The organism is Alteromonas mediterranea DE (assembly GCF_000020585.3).
Classification (GTDB): domain Bacteria; phylum Pseudomonadota; class Gammaproteobacteria; order Enterobacterales; family Alteromonadaceae; genus Alteromonas; species Alteromonas mediterranea.
Map to the genome: position 1 here is coordinate 3,857,770 of NC_011138.3, position 12,252 is coordinate 3,870,021.

Annotated in this window: 8 protein-coding genes and 4 tRNA genes; all 12 read right to left on the reverse strand. The window is 44.3% G+C overall.

What is annotated here, in order from left to right; all coding sequences use genetic code 11:
- Positions 1-53: 53 nt before the first annotated feature.
- A complete protein-coding gene (locus tag MADE_RS17085; RefSeq protein WP_015068174.1) occupies positions 54-1,106 on the reverse strand; it encodes an aldo/keto reductase in 1,053 nt (350 codons plus the stop codon).
- Between the two features lie 58 nt (positions 1,107-1,164).
- Complete coding sequence (locus tag MADE_RS17090; RefSeq protein WP_015068175.1) at positions 1,165-2,229, reverse strand: hypothetical protein; 1,065 nt, start codon at positions 2,227-2,229, stop codon at positions 1,165-1,167.
- Positions 2,230-2,569: 340 nt separating this feature from the next.
- Complete coding sequence (locus tag MADE_RS20620) at positions 2,570-2,746, reverse strand: hypothetical protein (RefSeq protein WP_023559925.1); 177 nt, start codon at positions 2,744-2,746, stop codon at positions 2,570-2,572.
- A gap of 252 nt (positions 2,747-2,998) precedes the next feature.
- Positions 2,999-4,351, reverse strand: a complete 1,353-nt coding sequence (locus tag MADE_RS17095) for an alkaline phosphatase PhoX (protein ID WP_015068176.1) — start codon at positions 4,349-4,351, stop codon at positions 2,999-3,001.
- 173 nt (positions 4,352-4,524) lie between these two features.
- The gene (locus MADE_RS17100; protein WP_023559926.1) at positions 4,525-7,083 is read right to left on the reverse strand and encodes a sensor domain-containing protein; all 2,559 of its coding nucleotides are present in this window, start codon (positions 7,081-7,083) and stop codon (positions 4,525-4,527) included.
- 587 nt (positions 7,084-7,670) lie between these two features.
- The gene (locus MADE_RS21060; protein ID WP_023559928.1) at positions 7,671-8,384 is read right to left on the reverse strand and encodes a reverse transcriptase domain-containing protein; all 714 of its coding nucleotides are present in this window, start codon (positions 8,382-8,384) and stop codon (positions 7,671-7,673) included.
- A gap of 1,343 nt (positions 8,385-9,727) precedes the next feature.
- On the reverse strand, positions 9,728-10,912 hold the full coding sequence (gene tuf, locus MADE_RS17110; protein ID WP_012519826.1) for an elongation factor Tu: 1,185 nt from the start codon (positions 10,910-10,912) through the stop codon (positions 9,728-9,730).
- A 67-nt stretch (positions 10,913-10,979) separates the two neighbouring features.
- Positions 10,980-11,055 (reverse strand) — tRNA-Thr (locus tag MADE_RS17115).
- Positions 11,056-11,062: 7 nt separating this feature from the next.
- A tRNA-Gly gene (locus MADE_RS17120) sits at positions 11,063-11,137 on the reverse strand.
- Positions 11,138-11,170: 33 nt separating this feature from the next.
- Positions 11,171-11,255 (reverse strand) — tRNA-Tyr (locus MADE_RS17125).
- A 7-nt stretch (positions 11,256-11,262) separates the two neighbouring features.
- Positions 11,263-11,338 (reverse strand) — tRNA-Thr (locus MADE_RS17130).
- A gap of 109 nt (positions 11,339-11,447) precedes the next feature.
- Positions 11,448-12,206 (reverse strand): type III pantothenate kinase, encoded by a 759-nt coding sequence (locus tag MADE_RS17135; protein WP_012519824.1) that lies wholly within the window; start codon positions 12,204-12,206, stop codon positions 11,448-11,450.
- Positions 12,207-12,252: the final 46 nt, after the last annotated feature.

Genomic DNA, 12,252 nt, shown 5'->3' on the forward strand with positions numbered 1-12,252 from the left:
AAAATGACGGGAGTACGCATGCCTCCCGCCAGTTCTAATGGGCTATGAGGGGCTTAGAAGCCCATAGGATATTGCCTTAGCACACTGTGAACGTCATCTAAGGTTTCTTGAGAAAGCGATAAGTCGAACGCATCAATATTCTCTTTTAGCTGGGGCATCGTTGTTGCGCCGATAATAGTAGAAGTGACGCCAGGGACCTGCTGACACCAGGCTAACGCAAGTTGAGACGGCGTAATTCCGGCCTTTTTGGCAATCTGCATGTACTCAGCGGTGGCAGCCTGCGCCGGCGGCTTATCTCTAAATAGTCCCATTCGCTGTGCTAATGTCCACCGGCTTCCTTCAGGACGCGCCCCCTTTTGATATTTACCGCTTAACATTCCCGTTGCTAAAGGCGACCAGGGCAAATAAGCAATATTCTCTAGTTCACACATTTCTATCAGATACGGCCAATCTTTTGCGTGAAGTAGACTAAATTCATTTTGAATGGAAACAGGAAGTGGGATATCCATTTCATTACATAGCATCAAAAATGTGTGAATTCCCCATGGCGTATCATCCGACAATCCCCAATGCCTTATTTTTCCTTCATCAAGGGCGCGCTTAATTCCGGTTAGTATATCTCGCATACCATCAAGTTCTTGCTCCCTATTGGTCTTCGTAGGGTTCGCGCCATCAGGCCAGTGCTTACCAAAGTGAGGGGTGACTCGATTAGGCCAATGAAGTTGATAAACATCGATATAATCGGTATTCAGGCGTTCTAATGAATACGTTAACGCATTGGCGATTGCATCGGCGGTAATAGGCCCTGCATTGCGAATATACTTTAAACCGCTACCTGCAATTTTAGTCATCAGTACAATATCAGCGCGCTTTGACGGGTTGCGCGAGAGCCAATTCCCGATCACGCGCTCTGTATCGCCGTACGTATCAACATTGGGCGGCACTGGGTACATTTCTGCGGTATCGATAAAATTAACGCCTTTATCAAGGGCGTATGCTAGTTGCTCATCTGCGTCTTGCTGAGTGTTTTGAATACCCCATGTCATTGTACCTAAACACACGTCAGACACTTGTAAATCGCTAGTTCCTAAGCGGTTAAACTTCATTTTGCTTCTACCTTTTAATGCAATAATGAGTTGACCGCTTACATTAGAAAACCTTCGTTTAAGAACTACGGGCTTTTTTAGTGGCCAACTCGGCTTCTACACTGGCTAGTCGTGCCTCGATATCTCTCTTTGACTCAACCATTTCATTTGCCAGTTCAGCAAGTGATTTCAACTCTGCAAACCCTAACTTTCTTGTATCAATCATCTGATACTGGCGCTTACAGCGATAAAAGAATGTTAGAAAGTTAACAAAAGCGCGATGAAATGTCGCAAAACTCTTGATCAAAACAAGAATTAATACGACAGACGTAAGCGCTGCTATACTAAGACTGTAAATACGCACCTGCCCTTCTTGTTGTTCAATAACAGGTTGAAGTGCGGCATCCACACCTTTTAATTGCGTTTCAACATTATGCGCGCTTTGTCTAAATTCATTTCTTAAACCTTCGTTATGAGTGACACCTAATGTAATAACGCCGTCAACAAGCCCTATCAGCGCTTCGCGATACTGCACTATCGTGCCACGTACCGCAGGGTCATTTTGGTATTTAGCAGAAAATTGTGCACTCATATCTTTTATTTGCTTAGCGTAATAGCCTTCTCGGGTGATTTGAAAGTTGCGCGTGGCTAACTGCATAGTAGTGAGCTGTTCGATTGCTTGAGCTTTTTGCGCAAGCGGCCCCTCAGCCAAGGCATTCTCTAGCGCTAAGATACGGCCTCTCAACCCGTCGTTTTGTGTTAAACCAATGCGCTCTTGAACAAGTACCACCTGTTGAAATGCACCACTGTATGCCTCAATTGATGTAGAGAGGCTTTCAACATCAGCCACGGGCAACTTATATTCATTGAACAAGGGAATAAGCGTAGTTAAACGCCCTTTGAAAAGATAAGACTGTTCAAGAAAGTCATCGAAATAAGACGTATCGTGGCGTAATAGAAAGTCTTTTTCATGCCTTCGCATTTGAAGTAAATCCTGCCCCATTCTTAGTAGAACATCTCGCTGCTGATTTAAGCTAATTAACTGCTGCGTAAAGTAGTGTTGGCTTACCACCAAAACCCCCATACCTATCACGCATATCAGGGTCATTAACACTAGCCTAGATTTAATTGAATCGAATTTCATGACTCACTCCTCTGGGGAGAAAAACGAACACTAGGAATATAAGCAAAAACTAATAAAACGCAAAAAACACATTAACATACGTCACAAATATAGATGTTTAATACGCGTTTTATCATTAAACCTTTGTAGCATTTTTGAACGTTCTGCTGTTACTTTAGATATTGTCACCAAAAGAGGAAGCTGCAAAAAAATAAAAAATGCAGCAAATAACGATCTCATAGTGAACCCACTTCTATATTCTTATGGGCTTAGTATTGAACTAGCTGTATAGAATACAAATAGGGCGTTCCCCCCTAGTTATATTCTATGCTATTTAATACGGTTGATTTCATCGAGGTTCTCACAGCTGTACTCCTACATGAAGGTTGGTACGAGGTTTAGGGGCTTTCACTTCTACGCATACTTGGTCGCCGTAATAGTTGTCAGCGTAATTGCACTGCGTACGAATAGGTTGATTAATAGTGGAGGAAACACGGTGGCTATTCGCCATTGTTAGTCTTTTTAATAGTGTGCTCATTTAGCTCTCCTTGTTAAGTTGAAAGCATTATTATTGATTTAGTAAAACTATTAAAACGAGATAAGTTGATTCAGTCGACAGACTTTAAAGATTATAAAGATGCTAGTTAATCGAATTTATTTATGAGCGAAAGAAATGTGGGCGTAAGCGTTGGGAGGGGTTACGCGTAGGAAAGCGTTGAGCTAATGTAAAGTACTATAAGGAGCAGCGTTTATTTATAACGCTGCTCCTACACCTTCTAGAGAAAAAACCTTAAGCATCTAGCCATGGGCCAGTAATCGCCAACGTTTTAGTAGGTGAGTAAATATTGACGAAAAGTGTTTTGCCGTTAGGCGAAAAGCACGCACCAGCAAGCTCAGTTTGCGCATGTAATTTAGCAAAGTTGTACACTTCTCCGCTTGGCGTAACACCGCGCAAATGGTTATCGACAATGTCGGTGTACTGGTCTTCACACACCAATAAATGCCCGTTTGGACACACCGTTAAATTATCGCCAAAGTTGTACAGGTTCTTATCTTCACTTTCTAAAAACAGCTGAAGCTTGTCTTGTTTTCCATCTGCAGATGGAACAAGCTTCATCACCTGACCTAGCTGCTTTTGCCCGCCATTGGTACAGCAGAAATAAAGCTCATCTTCGCCCCAATGTATGCCTTCACCACGAGCGAAAAGCGCAGCACCTTTATCATGCCCTTGCACGCGTAAATCATCACTAGGGCTTTCTGGGTTGTCTAACGCGACCCACTCGACATCGAACCATGTAGCTACTGGCATATCGTTGTCATTCCAGTTACGTGTATCGAACTGAAGCTTATTTTTTACGACTAAGGCTTCTAACTGGCCGCCAGCCGCCAAGTTGCCGTACTCTTCAGGTACAAAGCGATAAAGCAAGCTATCGCCTCTATCTTCGGTTAGATAAACAATGCCGGTTTTAGGATCTACACACGCGGCTTCGTGGTTAAAGCGCCCCATTGCTTTCAGCGGCTTAGCTTCTATCAGTGAGTCGGCACTTGCAGGTACTTCAAATATATAGCCGTGATCTTTGTTTACCACATCGCCATTAGGGCCGTAAGGACGGTCTACCGATTCTTCACACGTAAGCCATGTGCCCCAGGGCGTAATGCCACCAGAACAGTTTCTTACCGTTCCAGCAAGGCTAATGAACTCTCGCTCTACCGTTTGCGTGGTAAGGTTGTACACCATCGTTGTAGTGCCACCCGGCAAAGCAACCCCGTTATGGTAATTGTCGTAGGCCAGCGAGCTAGTATGCTTTTGGATAGACGGTGGCTGAGCACTTAAATGTTTGGGGTGCAATTCGTGGTTACGAATAAGCGCTACTTTGTCGCTGGTATCGTCTATAGGTAGACACCCCATACCATCCGCTCTATCAGGTACGTGCATGCCATCTGACATCGCATTGCCAAGACTAGATATTACCTTGTAGCTAAAGCCTTTAGGTAAATCGAGGAGCTTTTGGGGGTCAGCAACAAGCGCGCCATAACCTTCACTAATTGGCATAGACGCCAAATTCGACGTCTTACCAAAAGCACTGGTTGCAAGACCACCAAATGCCAAAGAGCCCATTATAAATTGACGTCGTGTAATCATAAAAATCTCTTACTGCGCTAAATTTTAATATTATCGTTAGATATTGTTACACTATAACAACATGGACTAATCAAACTAGCAAGAGTGCCATTCTCGAAAACGATAAACAGCGAGTAAAACACGCTTAAGACTGGATAATACTGTAAACGGTAATCGCAAATATTTTCTTAAACCTAAGGAAGTGTTGGGTTTTGCTTAAGCTCTGCCCAATAGGCTTCCGGCTCTGGACGTGAAAAGTAATAGCCTTGAAATCTTTCACAGCCTTTACCTTTCAGATAGTTTAACTGCTCTACAGTCTCCACACCTTCTGCAATGCAGGTCACATTAAGCGCTTTTGCCATTTCGAGGATTGCATCAACAATCTGCGCCGCTTTTCCATCAAAATCTTTACCTATGTCATCCACAAAATATTTATCTATTTTAAGTTCACTAATAGGAAGCACTTTCAGGTATGCGAGGCTGGAATAGCCCGTACCGAAATCATCAATTGAAAAACGAAAGCCGAATTTCGCCAGTTCAAGCATAGTTTCCTTAACCAGCTCAATATCTACGACTAAAGCGGTTTCTGTTAATTCCAGCATTAACCTATGAGGTGGAATGCCGAATTGATTTACGCGAGAAAGTAGCGAATTTATAAAGTCTGGCATAACAATTTGTCTAGCACTGATGTTGATCGCAATAGTGGTATTTAAGCCGGCCTTTACAAAGTTACTCATCACGTTCAGCGTTTTTCGTAAAACAATGTCGCCTATTTCGCAGATAGCATAGCTCTCTTCGGCGATAGGAATAAATTCGCCAGGGCTTACCGGACCTAACTCTTTCGAGTACCACCGCACTAGAGCCTCGAAAGAAGAGACAGTTCCATCATGGGTAACTTGGGGTTGAAGCACTATTGATAATTCATCGCTTTCTATTGCTTGTTCAAGCTTAGATTTTATATCTAAGTAACGGTCGAATTCTTTAAACCCATCCTCTGATATATGACAAAGACCAAAAGGCGCCGACTTTTTTGCCCTTTTAACAGCCTGTTCGATTACATTGATGATTGACTCAAAACTTTGACCTTGCGGGTTAAAGATAGCACTGCCGAGTGACGCAGTAAGAGACCATTTCACTGAATTTATGACAATATCGAAATGACGTGGACTAAGGAGTGCACTTTCCACTAAGCTCGCATCGAATTTATGGAGATCTTCTTTTCTATAGGTTTTCTTCGACAACACGACAAAACTATCGCCACCGTACTTAAATATCTCATAATCATGACCGATGACGAAGAGCAACTGCTCGGCGACTTTTCTTATGGCATAGTTTCCGTTACCAAAGCCGAACCGCGTGTTAATTTGCGCCATATTATCGATATCTAGCAACAAAATGTGTATATATTCTTGATTCATTGATGCGCGCAGCATCAAATCTTTAAAACGTTGATGAAACCACTGTTGATTTCGAAGGTGTGTAACAGGGTCAGTATAAGCGAGGTTATAAATTGTATCCTGCGCTTCTATGCGTTCACTAATATCTCTAATAACACCTATAAAGCCCTTCTCACCCAGATCGCTACTTTCAGACAATGACAGCTCCATCTGAAAGATATCGCCATTCTTTCGCTTAGCAGGAAGCTGCCGGCCTACTCCTATAATTTTGCCTACCCCAGTCTCCATATAGTTACGCATATAAAAAGCATGGTTAGAGGCGTAAGGCTCTGGCATTAATACCTCTACGGATTGAGCGAGTAACTCGCCTCGGGTGTAACCAAACATTTTAAGCGCAACGTCGTTACAATGTGTGATTGTGCCCCTGGTGTCGATACTAAATACAGCATCATTGATATTATTCAAAATGCTTTGAATTTTCTTAGCCCGGTCTGCACTGAGAATTAGCGCTGTTTTATATTCGGTAATATCTTCGAATGCACCAAAAAGACGCTTAACCGCGCCGTTTTTGTAAAGCTCAGCCTTCCCAGAAGCTCTTACCCATCTAACAGAACTGGACGAATCGATAATTTGGCACTGAATGTCATAGGGGCACTGCTTATAGCGTAAATTTTCGAAGGCGAATGTAAGCTCGGCAAGATAATCAGGCGCAATAAAATCGAGTGCTTTTTGTATGTTTATCTCACTATCAATTGGCAAATCGTGAATTCGATAGGTCTCCGGTGACCATATCAACTTTTCAGTTTCGGGGTAGAATTCCCAAGACCCCGTGTGCGACATACGACTTATTTCATCAATAAGCGACAAGTTATGGGCAGTTTTTGTCGCAAAAAAGTCTTTTTGAAACTGCGTAGAAAACAGCTTGGCCTGAAGTGAAAAAACTTGTAGCCACTCAGAGATGTCTTTTTTCGGCGTTTTAAACACAGCGACGAGTACGCCAATATCACGAAGTTTTTCGTTAAAAAGCCCGGCGCCTAAATACCCTTCGGCGTTAAGCGCCTTAAGGGTTTGATCTTCGGAAAAATGGACACAAACGTCTGACTCATAACCACACGGCCCTGTTATTAAGACGCTTTCACAAGGAGAGCCTTTCAGCTCATATTCCATTTGTGGAATCGATGAGTTATGCGATAACCCTATCAACACAGAAATACTATGTGCTTTTTTGACACCTAAAAAAAGATAGTCAGCCTGCAGTAACTCATTGAACTCTATTAAGTCTTGCTCATAGGCACTGCGATTTTCCAAGATAATCGCACTGAACTCCGATTCGTTTAAAACTGACTCGAATGACATTGCTTTATAAAACCTTAATGTAAGACTAAACCGAAGCTTGCCACTTCGCACTAACGAAAGAAAGACATGGCAATGATAAATTTCAGATTTATCAATACCTAAGCTTAGCTAAACTTTCGATTAAAGCTACCCACTAGCCTTATCCATGTTAAACAACTGCTCGCTAAATCCCGCCATAGAATGAATGCGGTGCAGAAGCCGCTAACACAAAAGATAGGATGGCTTTACGGCGTGTTAATCCCCTTCTTTCCAAACTTCTTGCCATGCCGATTAAGGAGAGAGTGAAGCCCCATCAAAAACTGATCGCAGTAGGGACGCTGATTGATGCCGCCAAAGATGGATTTACGGTGCGTTTCTGCCTCTCCGTACAGGCTCAATAGATGCAAAAGGGGGGCTTGTTCACTCTAGAACTCTCAGCTGCATAGAAGCAGCTGCGAAGCNNCCCCATGGATGGGTTTACGGCGTGTTTCGGAGGGCATACACTGCGCGCACTTTCCAAAAGGCATATCGAGTAGGGTGAGGCGTCACCGCCTCATCCCTCTCACAGAACCGTACATACGGGCCTCGTATACGGCTCATGTACATAGTTATTTAGCGTAATGGCTAAACACATATCCCGTTGCAACATTCTCCAAGTTCATTAGCCCGAGCTCATCGAACCAACTGTTTGGCATCGCATAGCTTGCTAAGGGGCTGCGTGCACTGCACCAACTCGTCATGTTGATGTGGGCAAACCGACCTTTATAACCATGCTGTCTTAGCCAGCGATGGAGGCGGCTCGCCTTCTTCCATAACTTGAGTTGAATACTGCGCAAGCGGCGTCTTAGCCAGCTTGCTATTTGCTTAAATGCCCTGCTCGCATTGGCTATCTTGAAGTAATAACTGAACCCTCTTAGCAGTGGGTTTAGTGCATTGATGACTGATTGCAGCGGCATTCCGCCATTGCGTTTCGTCATCTGCTTGAGCTTCGCCTTAAACGCGGTGAGTTTCTTGGGCTGGATGCGGGTATGTTTCGTCCCGATTTCAACGCCAAGGAACTTCACACCATCGTCACTGTGTGTGATATGTGTTTTCTCCGTGTTTACGCTGAGCTTTAGCTTTCCTTCTAAGATATGTGTGGCTTGTGCTTTGGCATTCTCTGCCGCTGTACGACTGCAACACAAGATAAGGATATCATCAGCATAGCGCACTATTCTGTGTCCCCGCTGTTTCATTTCCTCATCGAACGCATCCAGATAGATGTTCGCTATCAGTGGGCTTATTACCCCACCCTGCGGACTGCCTGTTTCTGTTGCTGCCAATGNCCATCNACCATNACCCCACTTTNTANGAACTGAGNAATNAGNCTCAGCACGCTNCCATCACGNACCCGTCTTTTNATGCTCTTAATGATAAGCGTATGGTCCAGCTTATCNAAGCACTTCGACAGGTCCATNTCCACNACNTGNTGACGCCTNTATCGACGGATNAACATNGTGGCTTTNTTNATNGCATCGTGACAGCTCCGCTTCGGNCTATAACCAAAGCTNGATGGNTGGAACTGNTCTTCGAAGATGGGNGTNAGGAGGTCATTNAAGCANTGTTGAACNACNCTATCCCTNACNGTTGGGATACCCAANAGACGCTCNCCGCCNCCGTCTTTCGGGATAANNACCCGNCTTACCGGTTGCGNTTGATAGCGTTTGGTTTTGAGTTCNAGAAGAAGCTGCGNNAGTTCATTATCCAGATTTGAGGCAAACGCGCTCAGGCTCTGCCCATCTATTCCGGCCGCNCCTTTCGCTTTGANTACCTTTTTAAANCCCTTGAACAGNCTNGCTTTATTAAGCANGTGACCGTACAAACTATAATAAACCCGCACGCTTCTCCTCGAAGATGGTGTGCTGTGTGGGGGCCGATGACTTCTTTTCGTGTTGGTCTATTTCACATGGTGGTAGAGCGTGCTAGCCCAATGGCAATCTACTCAACGTTCCCACATTACTCCNATGTACCGTTTCGTAGCCAGTCCGTCGCTTCCGCGACAAACCAAGTACGAAGACGTCGATAGCTAGTCGATTCGTGTACCACTAAAAAAAAACATCTGCTCATCACAGACTTACTATGTACTTCCGCCCTTCGCCATCCTAATCAGCTTTTGGCTGATAAGAACGCCATCAAACACTGCTGATGGTCAGCTCGGTTTTANCCTCCACACCATTACTGGCTTTCACAGGCCGAACTTTANTCACTACTACGGCGTCATCTGCCACCTCACACCAACACCTACCTTGAGTCGCCTCTCGCATAGATGCTTCTGGCTCATAACCAGAGACGGTGCCAGGCTTCCCCAGTTACTGNNCTGNCNCCCTGTTAGAAATCCCACCCTCAANCACAAAACAGGACTGACNGAGTATCGGGCTTCACGCTATTTTGCACGCTTACCCTCCTGTCTTGCCGAATCAGGTTCACTTGCGTTGTGTACCTCTAACTTCCTATGGCTTCCTTCGGNCCCTGCCGTTGGCCAACAACGCCCTTGCCATTCGGATTATCTTCCCCTCAGTCAGGGTGATTCAGGTTTCTTTCAACCTGACGGGTTTGCCAGCTTCGCTGGGCAAACAAAAAAGCGCACCTAAGTGCGCTTTTTTTGGCTTATGTTGCTAAGTCTAGATTAGTCTAGGATCTTAGATACAACACCAGCACCTACTGTACGACCACCTTCACGGATTGCGAAACGAAGACCTTCTTCCATCGCGATCGGAGCAATTAGCTCAACTTTAAATTTAAGGTTGTCACCAGGCATTACCATTTCTACGCCTTCTGGAAGCTCTACAGCACCAGTTACGTCAGTTGTACGGAAGTAGAACTGTGGACGGTAGCCTTTGAAGAATGGAGTATGACGACCACCTTCATCTTTAGACAGTACGTATACTTCTGCTTCGAAGTTAACGTGTGGAGTGATTGAACCAGGCTTAGCTAGTACTTGACCACGTTCAACTTCATCACGCTTAGTACCACGTAGAAGAACACCAACGTTCTCACCTGCACGGCCTTCGTCAAGAAGCTTACGGAACATCTCAACACCAGTACAAGTAGTCTTAGTCGTATCTTTGATACCTACGATTTCTACTTCTTCACCAACCTTGATGATACCTTGCTCAACACGACCCGTTACAACAGTACCACGGCCTGAGATTGAGAATACATCTTCAATTGGAAGGATGAACGGCTTGTCGATTGCACGCTCTGGCTCTGGGATGTATGAATCAAGCGCTTCACCAAGCTCGATGATTTTCTTTTCCCACTCTGCGTCGCCTTCAAGCGCTTTAAGAGCTGAACCTTGGATAACTGGTAGGTCATCACCTGGGAATTCGTATTCGTTAAGAAGTTCACGAACTTCCATTTCTACTAGCTCTAGAAGCTCTTCATCATCAACCATGTCACATTTGTTCATGAATACGATGATGTAAGGGATACCAACCTGACGACCAAGTAGGATGTGCTCACGAGTCTGTGGCATAGGGCCATCAGTCGCAGCTACTACTAGGATACCACCGTCCATCTGAGCAGCACCAGTGATCATGTTTTTAACGTAATCAGCGTGTCCTGGGCAGTCTACGTGTGCGTAGTGACGAGTAGGCGTGTCATATTCTACGTGTGAAGTAGAAATGGTGATACCACGAGCTTTCTCTTCAGGCGCGTTATCGATTTGATCGAAAGCCTGAGCAGAACCGCCGTAAGTTTTAGAAAGAACTGTAGTGATAGCTGCAGTTAGGGTAGTTTTACCGTGGTCAACGTGGCCGATTGTACCCACGTTTACGTGGGGTTTCGTACGTTCAAACTTTTCTTTTGCCATTTCTATTATCCCAGCAAAGTTACATTAAAAAATTTAGAAATTTTACATGAGCTGGGGAGAAATAAACTGGTGCTGATAGGCAGATTTGAACTGCCGACCTCACCCTTACCAAGGGTGCGCTCTACCAACTGAGCTATATCAGCACTGATTTGGAGCGGGCAGCGGGAATCGAACCCGCATCATCAGCTTGGAAGGCTGAGGTAATAGCCATTATACGATGCCCGCAATCCTAATTCTCTGGCCACCTCATAGAGAAAGTGGTGGAGGGGGCAGGATTCGAACCTGCGAAGGCTGAGCCGGCAGATTTACAGTCTGCTCCCGTTGACCGCTTGGGTACCCCTCCAGATTGATGGTGCCGACTGCCGGAATCGAACTGGCGACCTACTGATTACAAGTCAGTTGCTCTACCAACTGAGCTAAGTCGGCACTACATCAAGTGGGTGCGCATTCTAGAGTATTGTTTAACTCTGTGCAAGTGTCTTTTTGAAAATTTTTCAATTTTCTTTTTTGACCATTTTTTCAACTAATCAAAAACTTACGCCGGCGTTCCCTTTAAAAGTTCACTTCGAGCGTAGCGGGCAAGACCCTGCATCACCAAATGAGCGAGGCGCATGTTATCAGCAGATTTTAAGAATGCAAACACTTTTTTGTCTCCACCCCCTAAAATAATGTCAAAATCGGTTTGTTTGCTTGATATGTAATCAATCGCGCTCAAATAAACACCATATAGGGCGGCATGACACCCTGTTGCCACACAATCTTCTGTGTCTGTCCCAACCCCAAAGGTGGTTGGAATTTCATCATTTGCGAACACTTTTTTAGTTGAAGCGACCAATGCATTACGCATTACTTGAAAACCAGGTACGATCCAACCGCCTAAATGTTGACCATCTACCACAAAATCAACCGTTATTGCCGTACCCACATCCATAACAAAAAATGCTTTTTTTGATTTTTCTGCAGCGCAGACCATGGCAAGCCATCGATCAACGCCCATTTTTTGAACATTGTCGTAACTATTTTTTATGCCGAAGGCTTCTTTTTCTGTGTGCTTTTCTACAAAGGTAATATTTCGTTCATTGCACATGGTGAATATTTCATCAACCAGCTCCTGGTTTCTCACAGAAGCTATATATAAATGAGAAATATTTTTCTGAGAATCGATAAAAGAGAAAAGAGAATTGGCATCTTCGCATGCATTAGGCTCTTCTTCTGCATGACAAAGCAGTGAATATTTTATTCGGGTGTTACCGATATCCACTAATATGACGTGGTTTTCTTCAATGTTATTCATATTTTTGGTTTCATTCGCAATGTAATGAGTAAAACGAACGGAAAGA

Excerpts from the sequence above, each read along its gene's own strand:
- MADE_RS17090 (WP_015068175.1), bottom strand. The coding sequence starts at position 2,229 with ATGAAATTCGATTCAATTAAATCTAGGCTAGTGTTAATGACCCTGATA.
- MADE_RS17135 (WP_012519824.1), bottom strand. The coding sequence starts at position 12,206 with ATGAATAACATTGAAGAAAACCACGTCATATTAGTGGATATCGGTAAC.
- MADE_RS20620 (WP_023559925.1), bottom strand. The coding sequence starts at position 2,746 with ATGAGCACACTATTAAAAAGACTAACAATGGCGAATAGCCACCGTGTT.
- MADE_RS17100 (WP_023559926.1), bottom strand. The coding sequence starts at position 7,083 with ATGTCATTCGAGTCAGTTTTAAACGAATCGGAGTTCAGTGCGATTATC.
- MADE_RS17085 (WP_015068174.1), bottom strand. The coding sequence starts at position 1,106 with ATGAAGTTTAACCGCTTAGGAACTAGCGATTTACAAGTGTCTGACGTG.
- MADE_RS17095 (WP_015068176.1), bottom strand. The coding sequence starts at position 4,351 with ATGATTACACGACGTCAATTTATAATGGGCTCTTTGGCATTTGGTGGT.
- tuf (WP_012519826.1), bottom strand. The coding sequence starts at position 10,912 with ATGGCAAAAGAAAAGTTTGAACGTACGAAACCCCACGTAAACGTGGGT.